Source organism: Kitasatospora sp. NPDC052896, assembly GCF_044547075.1.
Lineage (GTDB): Bacteria > Actinomycetota > Actinomycetes > Streptomycetales > Streptomycetaceae > Kitasatospora.
This window is the reverse complement of sequence record NZ_JBITZU010000034.1, coordinates 44,708-64,023: the sequence shown is the minus strand read 5'-3', so window position 1 is coordinate 64,023 and position 19,316 is coordinate 44,708. Positions and strand designations below refer to the sequence as shown.

General features: G+C 72.5%; 15 protein-coding genes and 1 pseudogene. 8 read left to right on the top strand and 8 right to left on the bottom strand.

The features are described from left to right. Nucleotides 1–278: 278 nt before the first annotated feature. A pseudogene (locus ACIGXM_RS34935) lies at nucleotides 279–1,010 on the top strand (polyketide synthase dehydratase domain-containing protein); the annotation flags it as partial. 615 nt (nucleotides 1,011–1,625) lie between these two features. Beyond that, entirely contained in the window at nucleotides 1,626–2,567 is a 942-nt protein-coding gene (locus ACIGXM_RS34930; RefSeq protein ID WP_396568146.1) for a methyltransferase, read from the top strand. A 128-nt stretch (nucleotides 2,568–2,695) separates the two neighbouring features. Here ACIGXM_RS34930 and dapC read toward each other — a convergent pair whose 3' ends face one another. After that, a complete protein-coding gene (dapC, locus tag ACIGXM_RS34925; protein WP_396568145.1) occupies nucleotides 2,696–3,787 on the bottom strand; it encodes a succinyldiaminopimelate transaminase in 1,092 nt (363 codons plus the stop codon). Then, nucleotides 3,784–4,206, bottom strand: a complete 423-nt coding sequence (locus ACIGXM_RS34920) for a PPOX class F420-dependent oxidoreductase (RefSeq protein WP_396568144.1) — start codon at nucleotides 4,204–4,206, stop codon at nucleotides 3,784–3,786. The genes dapC and ACIGXM_RS34920 overlap by 4 nt, the downstream gene beginning before the upstream one ends. Before the next feature lie 158 nt (nucleotides 4,207–4,364). Here ACIGXM_RS34920 and ACIGXM_RS34915 point away from each other — a divergent pair, with 158 nt between their 5' ends. The 3 genes from ACIGXM_RS34915 (at nucleotide 4,365) to ACIGXM_RS34905 (ending at nucleotide 8,649) form a co-directional block, all read left to right on the top strand. Beyond that, complete coding sequence (locus ACIGXM_RS34915) at nucleotides 4,365–5,858, top strand: FAD-dependent monooxygenase (protein WP_396568143.1); 1,494 nt, start codon at nucleotides 4,365–4,367, stop codon at nucleotides 5,856–5,858. A 70-nt stretch (nucleotides 5,859–5,928) separates the two neighbouring features. After that, nucleotides 5,929–6,966: a methyltransferase gene (locus ACIGXM_RS34910; RefSeq protein WP_396568142.1), complete on the top strand. Its 1,038-nt coding sequence runs from the start codon at nucleotides 5,929–5,931 to the stop codon at nucleotides 6,964–6,966. 27 nt (nucleotides 6,967–6,993) lie between these two features. Next, nucleotides 6,994–8,649 carry an NAD(P)/FAD-dependent oxidoreductase gene (locus ACIGXM_RS34905; RefSeq protein WP_396568141.1) on the top strand — a complete coding sequence of 552 codons (1,656 nt, stop codon included), beginning with the start codon at nucleotides 6,994–6,996 and terminating at the stop codon, nucleotides 8,647–8,649. 135 nt (nucleotides 8,650–8,784) lie between these two features. Here the strand turns inward: ACIGXM_RS34905 and ctcQ are convergent, their stop codons facing one another. Continuing rightward, the gene (ctcQ, locus tag ACIGXM_RS34900) at nucleotides 8,785–9,354 is read right to left on the bottom strand and encodes a flavin reductase CtcQ (RefSeq protein WP_396568140.1); all 570 of its coding nucleotides are present in this window, start codon (nucleotides 9,352–9,354) and stop codon (nucleotides 8,785–8,787) included. A 143-nt stretch (nucleotides 9,355–9,497) separates the two neighbouring features. Beyond that, nucleotides 9,498–11,033, bottom strand: a complete 1,536-nt coding sequence (locus ACIGXM_RS34895; protein ID WP_396568139.1) for an MDR family MFS transporter — start codon at nucleotides 11,031–11,033, stop codon at nucleotides 9,498–9,500. A 185-nt stretch (nucleotides 11,034–11,218) separates the two neighbouring features. Here ACIGXM_RS34895 and ACIGXM_RS34890 point away from each other — a divergent pair, with 185 nt between their 5' ends. Next, nucleotides 11,219–11,725 (top strand): MarR family winged helix-turn-helix transcriptional regulator, encoded by a 507-nt coding sequence (locus ACIGXM_RS34890; RefSeq protein WP_396568138.1) that lies wholly within the window; start codon nucleotides 11,219–11,221, stop codon nucleotides 11,723–11,725. On the opposite strand, the gene asnB is transcribed toward ACIGXM_RS34890, so the two are convergent. The 4 genes from asnB to ACIGXM_RS34870 are packed head-to-tail and all read right to left on the bottom strand — an operon-like array spanning nucleotide 11,709 to nucleotide 16,325. After that, nucleotides 11,709–13,538 carry an asparagine synthase (glutamine-hydrolyzing) gene (gene asnB / locus ACIGXM_RS34885; protein ID WP_396568137.1) on the bottom strand — a complete coding sequence of 610 codons (1,830 nt, stop codon included), beginning with the start codon at nucleotides 13,536–13,538 and terminating at the stop codon, nucleotides 11,709–11,711. The two genes, ACIGXM_RS34890 and asnB, sit on opposite strands and share 17 nt — an antisense overlap. 2 nt (nucleotides 13,539–13,540) lie before the next feature. Continuing rightward, nucleotides 13,541–13,795, bottom strand: a complete 255-nt coding sequence (locus tag ACIGXM_RS34880; RefSeq protein WP_396568136.1) for an acyl carrier protein — start codon at nucleotides 13,793–13,795, stop codon at nucleotides 13,541–13,543. A gap of 44 nt (nucleotides 13,796–13,839) precedes the next feature. Beyond that, nucleotides 13,840–15,048, bottom strand: a complete 1,209-nt coding sequence (locus ACIGXM_RS34875; protein ID WP_396568135.1) for a ketosynthase chain-length factor — start codon at nucleotides 15,046–15,048, stop codon at nucleotides 13,840–13,842. Next, nucleotides 15,045–16,325: a beta-ketoacyl-[acyl-carrier-protein] synthase family protein gene (locus tag ACIGXM_RS34870; protein ID WP_396568134.1), complete on the bottom strand. Its 1,281-nt coding sequence runs from the start codon at nucleotides 16,323–16,325 to the stop codon at nucleotides 15,045–15,047. The genes ACIGXM_RS34875 and ACIGXM_RS34870 overlap by 4 nt, the downstream gene beginning before the upstream one ends. Before the next feature lie 182 nt (nucleotides 16,326–16,507). Between ACIGXM_RS34870 and ACIGXM_RS34865 the strand changes: the two genes are divergently transcribed. Further along, nucleotides 16,508–17,755, top strand: a complete 1,248-nt coding sequence (locus ACIGXM_RS34865; protein WP_396568133.1) for an FAD-dependent monooxygenase — start codon at nucleotides 16,508–16,510, stop codon at nucleotides 17,753–17,755. Nucleotides 17,756–17,828: 73 nt separating this feature from the next. Next, a complete protein-coding gene (locus ACIGXM_RS34860) occupies nucleotides 17,829–19,181 on the top strand; it encodes a cation:proton antiporter (RefSeq protein ID WP_396568132.1) in 1,353 nt (450 codons plus the stop codon). The last annotated feature ends 135 nt before the right edge of the window (nucleotides 19,182–19,316 follow it).

Below are 19,316 nucleotides of genomic sequence, written 5' to 3'. Positions count from 1 at the left end.
TCCGCAAAAACCACCCCGAACAACTCACCCTCACCACCACCCTCGCCCACCTCCACACCCACGGACACCCCACCACCTGGCCCACCACCCAAACCAAAACCCAACCCACCACCCAACCCACCACCCACCCCACCAACCTCCCCACCTACCCCTTCCAACGCGACCGCTACTGGCTCCACCCCACCCACACCGGAACCAACGCCGCCACCCTCGGCCTCGGCACCACCAACCACCCGCTGCTGGGCGCCGTCACTGAACTACCGGACAGCAAGGGCTACTTGTTCACCGGCCGACTCTCCGCCGAGAACCCGGCCTGGACCGCCGAGCACGAGATCTACGGTTCCCCCGTGCTGCCCGGCACCGCCTTCGTGGACCTGCTGCTGCACGCGGCCGACCAGGTCGGTTGCGACCAGATCGACGAGCTGACCCACCACACCTTCCTGGCGATCCCCGAACACGGTGCACTCCAGCTCCGGCTGTTCATCGAGCCGACGGACGACACCGGGCGGTCGTCCTTCGCCGTCTACACCCGGTCCGACGACTCGACCCCCGAGACCGCCTGGACCTGCCACGCCACCGGTGTCCTCGGCACCCGGGCGGCAAGCGACGGCGGGGAGAGCCTGCTCGCCTGGCCGCCCGCAGGCGCCACACCCGTCGAACTCGGTGAGTTCTACGCCCACTTCATCGAGCGCGGCTACCACTACGGGCCGCTCTTCCAGGGCCTGCGCGCGGCCTGGCGCGGCACGGACGCGGTGTATGCCGAGATCGCGCTGCCCGAGGGGACCGACCCCGCTGGCTACGGCATCCACCCGGCACTGCTGGATGCCGCGCTGCACCCCGGCGCGCTGGTTCCCCGGCTGGGTCCGGAGGGCGCGCCGATCGTGGAGCAGACCGGGCACGTCCGGCTGCCGTTCTCCTGGAGCGGGGTCGCCCTGCACGCGACCGGCGCGACCCGGCTCCGGGTCCGGGTCAGCGAGCCGACGCCGGGCACGGTGTCCATGGCGGTCGCCGACCCGACCGGCACACCCGTGATGACCATCGGCGCGCTGACCATGCGCGAGGTGGACCCGAGCCGCCTGGAGGAGACCCGCACCACCCGGCAGGACGTCTCGCTGTACCGGGTCGACTGGGTGCCGCAGACCGTGCCCGACGGCCCGCCCGCCACCGGCCAGTGGGTGGTGATCGGCGACCAACCCACCACCGACACCCTACGCACCACCGGCCTCGACATCATCCACCACATCAACCTCACCACCACCGAAACCAACCAGATCGACCGCGCCCACACCCTCGCCACCCACACCCTCACCACCCTCCAGAACACCCTCACCGACGACAACCTCACCAACACCCGACTCCTCATCACCACCCACGACACCGACCTCGCCACCGCCACCATCCGCGGCCTCACCCGCTCCGCCCAAGCCGAAAACCCCGACCGAATCGTCCTCCTCACCACCGACGGCTCCCCCGGCCCCCCCCCCCCCCCCCCCCCCCCCCCCCCCCCACCCCCCCACCCCCCCCCCCCCCCCCCCCCCCCCCCCCCCCCCCCCCCCCCCGCCCCCCCCGCGCCCCCCCGGGCGGGCCGCCCGGCCCCCCCCCCGGGCGGCCCCGCCCCCCCGCGGCTGGGTCTGGCCGACGCGCTCGGCGAGGAGCCCGCCACCGCGGCCGAGCTGGCCCGGGCGCTGAACGCGGACCCGGACACCCTGCAGCGGCTGCTGCGCGCGCTGACCTGCTACGGCGTGTTCATCGAGCGGTCGGACGGCCGGTACGTGCACAGCGACACCTCACGGCTGCTGCGGGAGGACACCCCGCGCAGCCTCAAGGACATGGTGCTCTGGGGCACCGAGCCGTGGACCTGGGAGCTGTGGGGGCACCTCGACGAGGCGGTCCGCACCGGCAAGGCGGTCTTCCCCGAGCTGCACGGGATGGACTTCTTCGACCACCTGCACGAGCACGCGCCGGAGTCGGCGGCGGTCTTCGACCGGGCGATGACCCAGTCGAGCCGGCTCTCCGCCCTCGCGCTGGCCGACCGACTGGACCTGCGCGGGGTCGGCACGGTGGTGGACATCGCGGGCGGTCAGGGGCACGTCCTGGCCACTCTGCTGGAGCGCAACCCCGCGCTGCGCGGCACCCTGCTGGACCTGCCCGACGTGGTGGCCGGGGCCGACCCACGGCTGCGGCCGGGCGGCTCGCTCGCCGACCGCGCGACGCTGCTGGCCGGCGACTGCCGGCGGGAGATCCCGGTCGCGGCCGACGTGTACCTGCTGAAGAACATCCTGGAGTGGGACGACGAGAGCACCGTCCTGACCCTGCGCAACGTCGTGCGGGCGGCCGCGCCGGGCAGCCGGGTCATCGTGGTCGAGAACCTGGTGGACGGCAGCCCGGAGCTGAAGTTCACCACCGCGATGGATCTGTTGCTGCTGCTCAACGTCGGTGGCCGCAAGCACACGACGGCCGGACTGCTCTCGCTGGTCGAGGCGGCCGGTTTGACCTCAGCCGAGGTCAAGCCGGTCAACTCCTACCTGCACCTGGTCGAGAGCGTGGTGCCGGCCAAGGGCGTCTGACCCACCGCCACCTGGTGCCGTTCTCCCCGGACTCCTCCGGGGAGAACGGCACTTCGCCATCCTCGCCGGACAGCGGTTCGCCCCGCCGGTTCCGGGAACCGGCGGGGCGAAGGCGGACGAGAACCGGGCTACCGGGCCGCGGCGAGCCGTTTCACCGCCTGCTCCACCCGCTCGTCGGTCTCGGTGACGGCCACCCGGACGTGCCGCGCACCCGCCTCGCCGTAGAACTCGCCGGGCGCCACCAGGATGCCGAGCTCGGCCAGAGCGCCCACGGTCGCCCAGCACGGCTCGTCCCGGGTGGCCCAGAGGAAGAGCGAGCCCGCCGAGTGGTCGATCCGGAAGCCGCTGTCCTCCAGTGCCTCCCGCAGAACCGCCCGCCGCCGAGCGTAGTTCTCGCGCTGGTCCGCCAGGTGGGAGTCGTCGCCGAGCGCCGCCACCATCGCGGCCTGCACCGGAGTGGGCACGACGTGACCGGCGTGCTTGCGCACCTCCAGCAGGGTGGCGATCACCGCCGGATCCCCCGCCGCGAAGCCGGCCCGGTAGCCGGCCAGGTTCGAGCGCTTGGACAGCGAGTGCACGGCGAGGACGCCCTCGTGGCTGCTGCCGCTGACCTCGGGGTGCAGCACCGAGCGGGTCTCGCCCTCCCAGACGTGGTCCAGGTAGCACTCGTCGTTCACCACCAGGGTCCCGCGCTCCCGCGCCCAGGCGACGATCGAGCGCAGCTCGTGGGTGCCGAGCACCCGGCCCTCCGGGTTGGACGGGGAGTTCAACCAGAGCACCCGGGGGGCGGGGCCGTCGTAGGTCAGCGGCGAGGCTGTCCGAACGAGCCGGGCGCCGGCCAGCCGGGCGCTCACCTCGTAGGTCGGGAAGGCGAGTTCGGGGACGAGGACGGTGTCGCCGGGGCCGAGGCCCAGCATGGCGGGCAGCCAGGCGATCAGCTCCTTGGTGCCGACCGCCGGGATCACCGCGTCCGGCTCGACGGTCACGCCCTCGCGGCGCAGCAGCCAGCCCGCGGCGGCCGCCCGGAGCGCGGGCGTGCCCTCGGTGGACGGATAGCCGGGTGCGTCGGCCGCGGCGGCGAGGGCCGCGCGGACGACCGGCGGCGTGGGGTCGACCGGGTCGCCCAGCGCGAGGTTGACCAGCCCGTCGGGATGGGCGGCCGCGCGCTTGCGGTACGGGAACAGGACGTCCCAGGGGAACTTCGGCAGCCGCTCGATCACGCCCGCACCCCGTCCGCGACGTTGCGGGCCAGCGGCGCCGCCTGGCAGTCGGAGTCGATGCCCCAGGAGACGATCCGCTCCGGGGTGATCCGGATGAACTCGTCGTCGACATGCGGCAGGATCTCCTTGCCGCCGCCGGGCAGCGCCGTCGCGCGGCCCCGGATCTCGATGCCCCGGACGACCCAGCTCGCCGCGTCCACCACGTCGTCGACCACCAGGGCGACCTGCGGGTGCCCTTGGACGTGGCGGTACTTGAGGCTGCGGGCCATGCCCCGCCCGGTCACATCGATGGTGCCGAGCTCGGCGTTGTAGTGGAAACCCAGCGGGACGACGTGCGGCTGTCCGCGGCCGTCCACGGTGGCCAGGCGGGCGAGCGACTGCGCCGCCAGGTAGACGGCCTCGTTCGCGGTGAATGGCATGACTGGTCCTCTGTCTATGGGTCGAGGTCCCCGCTGACGCTAGGCGGCCCGCTTCGAGCCGGTTTGGTGCACGGGCGCGGCGCCGGCGGGCACCAAACCGGCTCGAAGCCCGGCTGAGACGGTGAGCCCGTCGTACCGGACCGAGACCGGAGGTCGCGTTGGACTGCGATGTGGTGGTGGCGGGGGCGGGGCCGACCGGCCTGATGCTCGCCTGTGAACTGGCACTGGGCGGGGCCCGCGTGGTGGTGGCGGAGCGCGGCAGGGAACCGGAGCGGCACTCCAAGGCCATGGGCATGCAGGGCCGCACTGTGGAGCTGCTCGAACTGCGCGGGCTGCTCGACCGCTTCCAGGAGGGAGCGGGCGTGCTCAAGGGCGGCAACTTCGCCAGCCTGGGCGTGCCGATGCGGTTCGAGGAGTTCGACACCCGCCACCCGTACGTGCTGCTGGTGCCGCAGCTGCGCACCGAGGAGTTGCTCGCCGAGCGGGCCGGCGAGCTGGGCGTGCGGATCGTCCGAGGCGTGGCCGTCACCGGCTTCACCCAGGACGAGGAGGGGGTGACCGTCGAGACCGAGGCCGAACCGCTGCGGGCACGCTACCTGGTCGGCTGCGACGGCGGCGGCAGCGCCGTCCGCAAGCACGCCGGGATCGGCTTCACCGGCCAGGACCCGCACATGTACGCGCTCATCGGGGACATGCGCTTCCGGGGCGAACTGCCGCGCGGTGAGGGGCTCGGGCCGATGCGCCCGGTGGGCCTGGTCAACCCGGAGCGTCGGTCCTGGTTCGGCGCCTTCCAGCACCAGCCGGGCGTCTACCGGGCCACCGTCGCCTGGTTCGGCGAGCCCTTCGCGGACCGCAACGCGCCGGTCACCGAGGAGGAGATGCGCGCGGCGCTGGTCGAGCACACCGGCGGCGACCACGGGATGCACGACGTCACCTGGCTCTCCCGACTCACCGACGTCTCCCGGCTGGCCGAGTCCTACCGGCGCGGGCGGGTGCTGTTGGCCGGCGACGCGGCGCACATCCACCTGCCGGCCGGCGGTCAGGGTCTCAACCTCGGTATCCAGGACGCGGTCAACCTCGGCTGGAAACTGGCCGCGGTGGTACGCGGCTGGGGCACCGAGGAGCTGCTGGACAGCTACCAGAGCGAACGGCGCCCGGTCGCCGACGGCGTGGTGCGCAACACCCGCACCCAGGCCGTTCTGATCGACCCGGACCCGCGCTACGACGCGCTGCGCCAGACCTTCCGGGAACTGATGGCACTACCGGACACCAACCACCACATCGCCGGCATGCTCTCCGGCTTCGACGTCGCGTACGGGGCAGGCCCGGGCGACCACCCGCTGACCGGCCGGCGGATGCCGGACGCCGAGCTGCTCACCGCCGACGGCCCCCGGCGGATCAGCGACTGCTTCACCCGTGCCCGCGGCCTGTTGCTGCTCCCCGAGCCCGCCCCGCCCGTCTCACCGCTGGTCGCCTGGGCGGACCGGGTGGACACCTTGGCTGCCGAGGCCGCCGGGGTGGAGCCGGGCACCGCCGTCCTGATCCGCCCGGACGGCTACGTGGCGTGGGCCGGTCACCCGGCCCGCCAGGAGGAGCTGCACCGCGCCGCGACCGCCTGGTTCGGCGCCCCGGCCCGAGACGGACACACCTGAGGCGGCCACGTCCGAGACGCGCCGCCGCCGATCCGAAGACCACGCCCAACTCGCCAAGAGGGGAAGAGGAATGACCTCAGCCACCGGCAGCCCCGCTGCCCGCGCGCGCCGGATCGTCGCGCTCAACACCGCCTACTTTCAAGCGAAGGCGCTGCAGAGCGCGGTCGAGCTCGGCCTGTTCGAGCTGCTGGCCGACCGTGCCGCCGACGTCGACCAGATCCGCGCCGAACTGGGCGTCCAGCACAGGATGTTCAAGGACTTCCTGGACGCGCTGGCCGGCCTCGACCTGCTGGAGGTGCGGGACGGGAGGTACCGCACCGCCGAGCTCGCGCGGGAGTTCCTGCTCCCGACCGTTCCGACCTACCTGGGCGGCACCGCCCGCCAGCACGCCCGGCTGCACTACCACGCCTGGGCCCAGCTGACCGAGGCGCTGCGCGACGGCAAGGCCAAGTCGGCCGTCGCCGCGCAGGGCACGCTGGCCTACCCCAAGCAGTACGAGGACCTCGACCGCGCCCGCCAGATCATGCTGCACATGGACGCGCACAACGGCTTCACCGCCGACGAGTTGGCCCGCGAGCTCGACTGGAGCCGGTACACCTCCTTCGTGGACGTCGGTGGCGGGCGCGGCAACGTCGCCTCCCGGATCGCCACCGCCCACCCGCACCTTCGCGGCGCGGTCTTCGACCTGCCGGCGCTGCGCCCGCTCTTCGACGAGCTGGTGGCGACGGCCGGGACGGCCGAGCGGGTCACCTTCCACGGCGGCGACTTCTTCGCCACCGATCTGCCGGAGGCCGACGTGCTGGTCTTCGGCCACGTGCTGCCGGACTGGCCGGTCGCCGACCGCAGGGAGCTGCTGCGGCGTGCCCACAAGGCGGTGCGCCCGGGCGGGGCGGTGGTGCTGTACGACGCGATGATCGACCCGGACGAGCGGGACCCCGAGGTCCTGCTGCAGCGGATCAACCACACCATGATCCGGGACGACAGCTCGGCCTACTCGCTCCAGCAGGCCCGCGACTACCTGGCGGAGGCCGGCTTCGCGGTCGACCGGGTGGTCGCCACCGACACCATCACCAGGGACCACCTCGCCATCGGCATCAAGTCCGCCTGACCGGACCGGATTCGGAAGGAGAACGGCGTGACTGAGCACTCGGCAGAGCGCGCGGGGCAGCCGTACGACGTCGTCATCATCGGGAGCGGCCTGTCGGGCACGATGCTCGGCTCGATCCTGGCCAAGCACGGGTTCCGGGTCATGCTGCTCGACGGTGCGCACCACCCCAGGTTCGCCGTCGGGGAGTCGACCATCGGGCAGACCCTGGTGGTGCTGCGGCTGATCTCGGACCGGTACGGCGTGCCGGAGATCGCCAACCTGGCGAGCTTCCAGGACGTGCTGGCCAACGTCAGCAGCTCGCACGGGCAGAAGAGCAACTTCGGCTTCATGTTCCACCAGGACGACCAGGAGCCGGACCCGCACCAGACCAGCCAGTTCCGCATCCCCGCGATCGTGGGCAACGCGGCCCACTTCTTCCGGCAGGACACCGACGCGTACATGTTCCACGCCGCCGTGCGCTACGGCTGCGACGCGCGGCAGTACTACCGGGTGGAGCGCATCGACTTCGACGACGACGGGGTCACGGTGGCCGGCGCGGACGGCAGCCGGATCCGGGCCCGCTACCTGGTCGACGCCAGCGGCTTCCGCTCGCCGCTGGCCGGGACGTTGGGGCTACGGGAGGAGCCCAGCCGGCTCAAGCACCACGCCCGGTCCATCTTCACCCACATGGTCGGGGTGGAGGCGATCGACGACCACGTGGACACTCCCGCCGAGCTGCGTCCGCCGGTGCCCTGGAACGACGGAACGATGCACCACATCTTCGAACGCGGCTGGATGTGGATCATCCCGTTCAACAACCACCCGGGGGCCACCAACCCGCTGTGCAGCGTGGGCATCCAGCTCGACCCCCGGACGTACCCGGCGCGGCCGGACCTCACCGCCGAGGAGGAGTTCTGGTCCCACGTGGACCGCTTCCCCGCGGTGCAACGGCAGTTGAAGGGTGCGCGCAGTGTGCGCGAGTGGGTCCGGACGGACCGGATGCAGTACTCCTCGACCCGGACGGTCGGCGACCGGTGGTGCCTGATGTCGCACGCGGCCGGCTTCGTCGACCCGCTGTTCTCCCGCGGGCTGTCCAACACCTGCGAGATCATCAACGCGCTGTCCTGGCGGCTGATGGCGGCGCTGCGCGAGGACGACTTCTCGCCGGAGCGGTTCTCCTACGTGGAGGAGCTCGAACAGGGCCTGCTCGACTGGAACGACAAGCTGGTCAACAACTCCTTCGTCTCGTTCTCGCACTACCCGCTGTGGAACTCGGTGTTCCGGATCTGGGCCTCGGCCAGCGTGATCGGCGGCAAGCGCATCCTCAACGCGCTGACCAAGACCAAGGAGACCGGCGACGACTCCCACTGCCAGGCTCTGGACGACAACCCGTACCCGGGCCTGTGGTGCCCGCTGGACTTCTACAAGGAGGCCTTCGACGAGCTCACCGCGCTGTGCGAGGCGGTGGACGAGAAGCGGATGACGGCCGAGGCGGCCGCCGCCGCGGCGGAGCGGCTGGTGCGGGAGTCGGACTGGATGCTGCCCGCGCTGGGCTTCGACGACCCCGGCACCCACCACATCAACCCGACGACGGAGAAGATGATCCGGATCGCGGAGTGGGCCACCGACCACCCGCGCCCGGAGATCCGTGAGCTGTTGGCCGCCAACGCCGAGGAGGTCAGGGCGGCGATGCGGAGGTCGTAACCACCTACCAGCGGCGAGGGCCGCGCCCGGGGAACTGTTCCCCGGGCGCGGCCCTCGGCGTTGGTACGGGCGGTCCTCGGTGTACGGGCGGCCTTCGGTTTACGAGCGGCCCTCGGTAGGGGCTGGAGGTGCGGCTCAGCCCTCGGCCGCCAGGGTCAGTGCGTCGACCCGCGAGTCCTCCTCGACCGGCCAGCGGGCGTAGGAGCGGCGCCAGTACATCAGCGGGCTGGGCACCTCGGGCCGGGTGCCGCCGGCCGCCACCGCGCCGATCACGACGGTGTGATCGCCGACGTCCACCGCGGCGGCGACCCGGCACTCGGCGTGCGCGACGACGTCCGTCGGCATCACCGGCAGGCCGCCGTGGCGGCCGGGCTCCCAGGGGACGCCGCGGAAGCGGTCGTCCCGCGGCGAGGCGAACAGCGCGGAGGTGGACTCGCCACCGCCACGCAGCACGTTGACGACGAACTCGCCGCGCTCCAGCAGGGCCCGCAGCACCCGGCTCCCCCGCTGGATGCACACCAGCAGCAGCGGCGGGGTCTTGGAAACGCTGCACGCCGCGGAGCAGGTCAGCCCGTACGGTTCCCCGTCCGGTCCGAGGGTGGTCACCACGGTCACGCCGGTGGGCAGCGCGCCCATGATCGACTGGAAGGTCGGGCCGTCGACCAGGTCGGTGGCCAGGTCCAGCGGCAGGGGTATCGGGGACATCGGTCCTCCACTCTCAGCACGTCAACTTCCCTTGCTCCCATGCTCGTCGGGCACCTTCGAGCGGCCGTCGCAGCAAAGGCGCGTACCCCCGGCACGGGGGCAGGCCGGGGGTACGCGGGTCCAGGGTGCGGGTGTGCGCGCGGTCACTCCTCCTCGCGCAGCTCCCGCAGCAGGAAGGTGAGCAGGAAGCCGACCGCCAGGATCAGGCCTCCGACCAGGAACATGGTGCGGAACCCGGCCTCGAAGGCCTCGACGGCCGGCGCCGCCAGCGCGCCACTGGCGCCCGGGTCGGAGAGCGCCCGGCGGACGGCCCCCTCGCCTGCCGACGCCCCGCCGAACCGGCCGGCCGCGACGCTGAACAGCACCGACATGAACACCGCGGCTCCCGTCGTGCCGCCGAGCTGCCGGAACAGGCCGGAGGCCGCGTTGGCCACGCCCAACTCGGACTTGGGCGCGGCACTCTGGATGGCCAGGGTGATGACGGTCTGGGAGAGGCCGATGCCGAGGCCCAGCCAGGCCGAGAGCAGCACCACCCCCCAGAGCGGGGTGTCCGCGCCGGTGGTGGCGAGCACCAGCAGCGCGCCGGCCATCGACCCGAGGCCGACGATCGCGGGTTTCTTGAACCGGTTCGTCCTCTTGATGATCTTCGCGCAGACCATCTGGGAGACGATCGCGCCGGTCATCAGCGGGATGATCACCAGGCCGGCCACGGTGGCGCTGCGGCCCTGCACCAGCTGGAGGTAGAGCGGCAGGGTGGAGACCGTGCCGAAGATGCCGACACCGATGGTGAAGTTGACCGCGGTGGCCAGCGTGATCCCGCCCCGCCTGAACAGCCGCAGCGGCACCATCGCTTCCAGCCCCCGGGCCCGCTCGGCCGACACGAACAGCACCAGGCCGAGCAGCGCGACACCGTACAGGGTCAGCGAACGCGCCGAGCCCCAGCCCCAGTCAAGGCCCTCCTCGGCGACGATCAGCAGCGGCACCAGGCAGAGCGCCAGGGTGAGGGCACCCCGGTAGTCGATCGGGTGGTCCACCCGCTGGTGCGGCAGGTTGAGCGCCTTTCGCACGCTGAGCAGCGCCGCCAGCCCGAGCGGCACGTTGACCAGGAACGCCCAGCGCCAGCCGGCCACCCCGAGGATCTCCCCCGCACTGGCGAACAGGCCGCCGGCCAGCGGGCCGAGCACGCTGGCCGCGACCCAGGCCATCATCAGGTAGGAGAAGTACCGGCCGCGCTCGCGCACCGGGGCGAGGTCGGCGATGACGGCCGTGGGCAGCGACATCAGGCCCGCGCCGCCCAGGCCCTGGACCACACGGGCGACGGCCAGGGTCGCCATCGAGTTCGCCAGCACACAGGCGGCCGAACCGATGACGAAGACCACCACCGCCGCCAGGTAGAGCGGCTTGCGACCGTAGATGTCGGACAGCTTGCCGTAGAACGGCATCGCGATCGTGGAGCTGACCAGGTAGCCGGTGACGACCCAGGCCTGGGCGGTCTGCCCGTGCAGCTGGTCACCGATCGTGCGCAGCAAGGTGGAGACGATGGTCTGGTCGAGCGCGGCGAGCAGGACTGCCAGCAGCAGCCCGGAGAGCGCCGTGATGATCTGACGGTGGGTGAAGCCGACGGGGCCGCCGGTGGGGTCCGCGACGGCCTCGTCGGTCTGCGAGGCGGCGTTTGCCATTCCTGTGTTCTCCAAGCGGGTCCGATCAGCCGGGCGTCCCGGCCGACCGCGTCGGGTCGTACACCGCGGGAGCGGGCGCGACTCACCATTTCGACAAGATCTTGTCGAGTTGAGGATAGTGACCGTCGGAGGCGAATGACAAGTTCTTGTCGAAATGTCGACGAGGCTGCGGTTAGGCTGCCCGCATGACCGACCTCTCCCCCGCGGCCGACACGTTGAGTGACATCACCACCGAACTGTTCGCCGTCAACGGCGCCCTGCTCCGCGCGGGCGACGCGCTGTCCGCCCGGTTCGGGCTCACCTCCGCGCGGTGGCAGGTCCTCGGCCTGCTGCACGACGGCCCGCAGAGCGCCGCACACCTCGCGCGCGAGCGCGGGCTGCGCCGGCAGGCCGTCCAGCAGACCGTGGTCAAACTGGTCGAGGAGGGCCTGGTCAGCACCGGACCCAATCCGGCCGACCGGCGGGCCCCGCTGGTCAGCCTCACCGCCAAGGGCCGCGAGGCGCTCGCCCGGATCGAGCCGGCCGAGCGCCGCTGGCTGGAGCACCTCGCCGGCGATCTGAACCCGGACGACCTGAAGGCCACGCTGCGAGTGCTGCGTGACCTTCGGACAGTGCTGGCCGACGAGTTGCCCCCGTCGTTGACCGGTGACGCGGACGCCACCTCGACGAACACGGTCACAGATCCAGCGTGACCTCGTACTCGGCGAGCCAGGAGTTGAGCCAGAGCACCAGCTCCAGGCTGCCCCGGTCGTAGGGCCGGCTCACCGCGCCGATCGGGCGGTCGGCCACGGACCGCGCCCGGTCGAGGTCCAGCAGCGGCAGCACCGGGGCGTCCGGGTCGCGCAGCAGCCGGGCGAGTCCGGCGCGCAGCACGCTCTCGTACCCCGGATCCTGGGTGGCCGGGTACGGCGTCTTCACCCGCTCGACCACCGAGCGCGGCAGCAGGTCGGCGACGGCCGCGCGCAGCAGGCTCTTCTCCCGTCCGTCGAAGCTCTTCATCGTCCACGGCACGTTGAAGACGTACTCCACCAGCCGGTGGTCGCAGAACGGCACTCGCACCTCCAGGCCGACCGCCATGCTCATCCGATCCTTGCGGTCGAGCAGCGTCTGCACGAACCGGGTCAGGTTGAGGTAGCCGATCTCGCGCATCCGGCGCTCGGTGTCCGGCTCTCCCGGCAGCACCGGGACCTCGGTGAGCGCCTCGGCGTACCGGGCGGCCCGGTAGCCGTCCAGGTCGAGCTTGTCCAGCAGGCCCTGCTGGAACAGCGACCGGCCGCCGAAGTAGCGCGCCGAACCGGAGGTGAGCCACGGGAAGGTGGCGGCCCGCAGGGCCAGCGGATTGCGGAACCACCGGTAGCCGCCGAACAGTTCGTCCGCGGCCTCGCCGGACAGCGCCACCGTCACCCGCTGCCGCACCGCACGGAAGAACAGGTACAACGAGGGCCACATGTCGCCCCAGTACGCGGGCGGCAGGTCGGTGGCCCGCAGGACCGCGGCCCGCACCGCCGGGTCGGTCAGCTCCGGGCTGTCCAGCAGCACCTCGTGATGGTCCGCGCCCACGTGCCGGGCGAGGTCACGGACGAACGGAGCGTCAGACGTCTGCCGGACCGCGTCCGCGGCGAAGCCGTCCGCCGCCCCCCGGAAGTCCACCGAGAAGGAGCGCACCGGCCCGGAGCGGGCGGCCAGCGCGGTCACCGCCGAGGAGTCCAGGCCACCGGAGAGCAGCGTGCCGAGCGGCACGTCCGACACCAGCTGGCGCTCGACGGTGTCGGCGAGCAGCTCGCGGACGGTGGTGATGGTCGTCGGCAGGTCGTCGGTGTGCTCGCGGGCCTCCAGCCGCCAGTAGGTGTGTCGGCGCACCCCGCCACGCCCGACCCGGACCAGCTGGCCGGGGCGGACCTCACGCAGCCCGGCGAAGACGGCCGCCTCCGGCGTCCTCACCATGTCCAGCACCTCGCACAGCCCCTCCGCGCCGACCCGGCGCGGCAGGGAACGGTCCGCCAGAACGGCCTTGGGCTCCGACCCGAACCGCACGCCCGCACGGGTGGGGTGGTAGTAGAGCGGCTTGACGCCCATCCGGTCGCGGACCAGCAGCAGCTCCTCGGCCCGCTCGTCCCAGATGCCGAAGGCGTACATCCCGTTCAGCCGCTCCACCAGCGCGGTGCCCCACTGGAGGTATCCGCGCAGGACCACCTCGGTGTCGCAGGCGGTCCGGAACTCGTGGCCGAGCGTGGTGAGTTCGGCGCGCAGTTCACGGAAGTTGTAGATCTCCCCGGCGAAGGTGATCGTCGCGCCGCGACCCTGGTGGCTCGCGGTCATCGGTTGCCGCCCGTGCTCCGGGTCGATCACCGCCAGCCGCCGGTGGCCGAACGCCGCCCAGGAGCCGAACCAGAGCCCCTCGGCGTCCGGCCCGCGGCAGGCCATGGTGTCCGTCATCGCCTGGAGCAGTTCCCGGCGTTGCTCGGGCGGGGCGTCGAAGTCGACCGCCCCCACGATTCCGCACATGCTCAACCCGCCTGGATCAGGCGGAGGTTGACCGCGTCCAGGAGCATGCGCGGAGTGGTGGCCTTGACCACCGTCTCGTCCGGCAACGCGATCCCCCGCTCCCGTTCGATGGTGTTGACGGTGTTGAACAGGGCCAGCGAGTCGTAGCCCAGGTCCTCGAAGGGCACGTCCAGGATGTCGTCGAAGTCGACGCCCTCGTCGGCGCCCGCGGCCTCCCGGAGCACGGTGATCAGGTCGTCAAGGGTGAACTCTGCCATGGCGTTTCCTTGTCTCGGTCGTGTGGTCACGGGTGTCTGACCCGTCAGCAACTCGTCAGCACCAGCGCGCTGTTGAACCCGCCGCGGCCGCGGGCGAGGACCAGCGCGCTGGTCAGCCGGGCCGGGCGCGGCCGGTCCCGCACGAGGTCGAGCTCCCCGTACGCGGGCCGCCCGATGTGGACGGACGGCGGGATCACCGAGTCCCGGATGGACAGCAGCGCGGCCGCCACGTCCAGCGGGGCGCCGCCGGCCAACAGCCGGCCGGTCATCGTCTTGGGCGCCGTCACCGGCACCCCGCGCGGCCCGAACACCGCACTCAGTACCTCGGCCTCCGCCCGGTCCTGCTCGGCCACACCGCTCGCGTCGGCGAAGACCACGTCGATGTCGGACGGGCCGAGCCCGGCGTCGGCGAGCGCGCCCTCGATCGCCCGGCGCAGCCCGGGCGGACGGCCGGATCCGGGGCGCGGGTCGAAGGTGGCCGAGTAGCCCGCGATCTCCCCGTAGTGGCGGCGCTGCCCGCGCTCCGCCGCCCGGTCGGGGGCCTCCAGGACGAGCAGCGCGCCGCCCTCCCCCGGCACCCCGCCACTGGCGTCGGCGTCGAACGGCAGGAAGGCCCGGCGCGGATCCCGTTCCGGGCTCACGGTGCCGCTGCGGGTGAGGCAGAGCCACGACCACGGACAGAGCGAGCCGTCCACCGCGCCGGCCAGCATCAGCGCGGTGCCCTCCCGAACGTGCCGGCGTGCCTTGGCCAGCGCGTCCAGACCGCCCGCCTGCTCGGCGACCAGCGCCGAACCGGGGCCGCGCATGCCGTGCCGGATCGAGATCTGCCCGGTGTTGACCGGGTAGAACCAGGCGAAGGACTGGTACGCGCTGACGTACGCCGGCCCCTTGCTCCACAGTGCCTGCAGCTCCCGCTGGCCGAACTCGAAACCACCCGCCGAGGCCGCCGTCACCACCCCGGCGGCGAAGTCCGGCATCGTCGCCGGGTCCGCCCCGGCGTCGGCCAGCGCCTCCTGCGCGGCCACCAGGGCCAGCCTGGTCATGTGGTCGGTCTGCGGCAGCAGTCGGCCCGGCAGATGGTCTTCCGGCGTGAAGTTCACCTCCCCGGCCACGTGCGCCCGGTACCCGTCGGAGTCGAAGCGGGTCAGCGGGCCCAGGCCCGAGCGGCCGGCCAGCGTGGCCTCCCAGTACTCCGCCACGCCCCAGCCGTTCGGAGCCACCAGCCCGATCCCGGTCACCACCACGCTGGTCATGCGCGGCCCCACTCGGGCTCGGCCAGCACGATCGCGCTCTGGAAACCGCCGAAGCCGCTGGCCACGCTGAGTACCGTGGGCACCGGCTGCTGCCGGGCCACCAGCGGCACGTAGTCCAGATCGCACTCGGGGTCGGGCGTGTGCAGGTTGGCCGTCGGCGGCACCACCGAGTGCTCGATCGCCAGCGCACTGGCGGCGAACTCCAGCGCGCACACAGCGCCCAGCGAGTGCCCGATCATCGACTTGATCGAGCTGACCGGCACCCGGTAGGCGTGGTCACCCAGACTCTGCTTGAACGCCGCGGTCTCGTGCCGGTCGTTCTGCTTGGTGGCCGAGCCGTGCGCGTTGACGTACGCGATGTCCTCCGGGTTCATCCGGCTCCGGTCGAGCGCGACCCGGATCGCCTCGGCCATCTCGTTCCCGTCCAGCCGCAGCCCGGTCATGCTGTAGGAGTTGCACCGCCCGGCGTAGCCGGTGACCTCGGCGTAGACGTGCGCGCCGCGCCGGCGGGCGTGCTCCCGCTCCTCCAGGACGAACATGGCCGCGCCCTCGCCGAGGGCGAAGCCGTTGCGGGTCAGGTCGAACGGACGGGAGGCGCTCTCCGGCTCGTCGTTGCGCGGCGTGGTCGCCTTGATCGCGTCGAAGCAGGCCACCGTGATCGGGGAGATCGCGGCATCCGAGGCACCTGCCAACATCACGTCGACCGCGCCCTCCAGGATCTGGTCACAGGCGTGGGCGACCACGTCGATCCCGGAGGTGCACCCGGTCGAGACCACGCCCACCGGACCCTCCGCACCCACCAGCCAGGCCAGTTCGGTCGCCATCGAGGACGGCACGAAGTAGTCGTAGAGATACGGCACGCCGTGGGCGTCGTCCACCAGGCGGTTTCGGCCCTCGTCGCTCACCACCGCGAACTCGCGGTCCAGGCTGATCGTCATCCCGCACGCCGTACCGGCCATCACCCCGGTGCGGAGGGGGTCGTTGAGACCCGACACCCCCGAGTCCTCCAGCGCCTCCCGCGCCGCGACCACCGCGAACTGAGTGGTCCGATCCCACTTCCTCGTCTGACGCTGCGTCAGTCCATGTGCTGCCGGATCGAAGTCGCACTCGGCGGCGACCCGGGACCGGAACAGTGACGCGTCGAAGGTCGAAATCGTCCGGGTCGCGGTCCGGCCCGCGGTCAGCAGTTCCCAGAACGCCTTGGTGCCCACCTCGCCGGGAGCCACCACGCCGATCCCGGTCACCACCACGCGCCGCCGCCCGTCGTCAGCTGACACCACTGCTCCCCCTGTCCGTCTCCGCCATGCCCGATGACCTCCTGTCCGTCGTGCACATCCGGTACTTGCGCCGGATCAGATCGTCCTGGCCGGGGTTCGTGGCGGCTTCGAGCCGCCGTCCACCAGGCGCGGGAGAAGCGACACGAACCGGCGTTGAGGCGCCCCGCATAGCGTCTGGCCGCATGGACACAGACACCGACATCTGCGTGGTCGGCGGAGGCCCGGCCGGACTGACCCTCGCCCTGCTGCTGGTCCGCTCCGGCGTCCGGGTCACCGTGCTGGAGCGCAGCCGCTCACTGGACCGGACGTACCGCGGCGAGATCCTCCAACCCGGCGGCCAGGCGCTGCTGGACGAGCTGGGCGTGCTCGGCCCGGCCCGAGAGCGCGGCGCGGTCGCGCACCACCGGTTCCTGCTGGAGGAGCACGGGCGGATCCTGATCGACGGCGACTACCGGAGGCTGCCCGGGCCGTACAACTGTCTGCTGAGCCTGCCGCAGCGGCACCTGCTGACCGAGTTGCTGACCGCCTGCGAACGCCACGACGGTTTCCGCCACCTGTCGGGCGTGAAGGCCACCGCGTTGGTGGAGGAGGGCGGCGCCGTCCGCGGGGTGGTCACGAGCGGGCCGGCCGGCACCGCCGCACCTGTGGTGCGCGCACGGTGCGTGGTCGCGGCGGACGGCCGGTTCTCCAGGGTCCGCGCGCTCGCCGGGATCGGGTACCGGCGCCAGGAACTGTTCAGCCAGGACGTGCTGTGGTTCCGGCTCACCGCGCCACCCCAACCCACCGGGCGCCAACACCCTTACGACGTCCGGGTGTTCCGGGCCGGCGGCAACCCGGTGCTGAGCTACCGCTCGGTGCCCGACGCGCTCCAGCTCGGCTGGACGCTCCCGCACGGCGGCTTCCGCCCGCTGGCCGACCTCGGCATCGGCCACATCGTCGAGAAACTCTGCCGTGCCGCGCCGGAGTACGCCGAGCGGATCCGGGCGGAGATCACCGGCTTCGGCGACCTGTCCCTGCTCGACGTCTTCTCCGGCAGCGCCGAGGAGTGGGTGCGCGACGGCCTGCTGCTGATCGGCGACAGCGCCCACACCCACAGTCCCATCGGCGCCCAGGGCATCAACCTGGCCATCCGGGACGCCGTGGCGGCTCACCCCGTCCTGGTCGACGCGGTCCGCGGTGGCGACGCGAGCACGGACCGTCTGCGCGGGTACGCGGCGCAGCGTCGGCCCGAGGCGGAGCGGATCACCCGGATCCAGCAGGTCCAGAGCCGGATGATGCTCTCCACCGGCCGGTTCTCCTCGACGCTCCGCCCGCGGGCGGCCGCTCTGATGTCCAGGACCCCGCTGTACGGCGCGATACTGCGGCGGCTCGCCTTCGGCACCGCCCCCGTCCGGCTGCGCACCGATCTCCTCGCCACCACCGAGCGGTGACCCACACCCCCTCCCCCCGATACCGGACCGGCCGACGCGCGCTCCGGCACGCCCAGCGAGAGAGCCGAGCATCATGCCCGCACTGACCGCACTCCCCTACGAATCAAGAATGGCGATCGCGGCGCCGAACGAGGCCGCGACCACGGGCGAGGTGCTCGTCGCCCTCGCCGCCATCCTCTGCACCGCCTTCGTCTGCGGACGCATCGCCGTTCGACTGCGCCAGCCGGCCGTCATGGGAGAGATCGTCGGCGGGGTCGCACTCGGCCCCAGCCTGCTCGGGCTGCTGCCGGGGCACCTGACCACCGCCCTGTTCCCGCCCGAGGTCCAGCCGTACCTGCAACTGCTGTCCCAACTGGGCCTGGTCTTCTTCATGTTCACCGTCGGCTACCGGTTCGACCTGGGCCATCTGCGCGGGGCCGGGCGCCGGGTGACGGCGGTGTCGCTCAGCTCGGTGGCGCTGCCGTTCGCGCTCGGCCTCGGCCTGGCGCTGCTGCTCTACCCCCGCTTCGGCACCGCGCGGTTGGCCACGGACAGCCGGCTGGGCCCGGCGCTGTTCCTGGGCGTGGCGATGTCGATCACGGCCTTCCCCGTCCTCGCCCGGATCATCGCCGAGCGGCGGATGCACCACGACCCGCTCGGCAGCCTGTCGCTGGCCTGCGCAGCCTTGCAGGACTTCCTCGCCTGGTGCGCGCTGGCCGTGGTGGTGGCCGTGGTGCAGGCCCGGAGCCCCTGGTCGATCGGGCTGCTGGCGCTGCACTCGGCCCTCGTCCTCCTGGTGCTCGCCGGTGTCGTCCGCCCCGGCCTCGGCTGGCTGCTCGCGCCGGAACGCGGTCGGCCCCTTGACGGGCCGTGGATCCACGCCGCGCTCGTCATCGGCGCGCTGCTCACCGCCTGGGTCACCGACCGGATCGGGCTGGACACCATCTTCGGCGCGTTCATGTTCGGTGCGGCGGTGCCCCGCGACCGCATCGACGCGGTCGCGCCCGAGGTTCCGGATCGCATCGAACAGACGGGGCTCCTGCTGCTGCCGGCCTTCTTCACGGTGACCGGTCTCGCCGTCGACCTCACCGGCCTCGGTTCGCGCGGCCTGGTCATCGTGGCCGCGGTGCTGGTGACGGCCTGCGCGGGCAAGTTCGTCGGCGCGGCCCTCGCCGCCCGGCTCACCGGCTCGACCCGGCGCGAGGCGACCGTCCTCGGCATACTGCTCAACGCGCGGGGTCTCACCGAGCTGGTCATCCTGAACGTGGGCCACCGCCTCGGCGTGATCGACACCCGGATGTTCAGCGCGATGGTGGTCATGGCCCTGGTCACCACGCTGATGACCGGACCGCTGCTCGAACGCGCCAACGTCACCCTGACCGAGGCGCCGCCCGCCCTCCCGGCCACGTCGGCCGCGTCGGGCACGGCATCGCGAACACCCGTCTGACGGGCCCGGCCCTCGTGGGTGCACGGATGACCTGTCGGCGTCCGCACCCAACGCCATCACCTCGCCGGCGCGCCTCTCCGCGTCCCCCTGCCCGGAGCCGTTCTCGGTCGGCTCGGCGATCAGGTGATCACACTT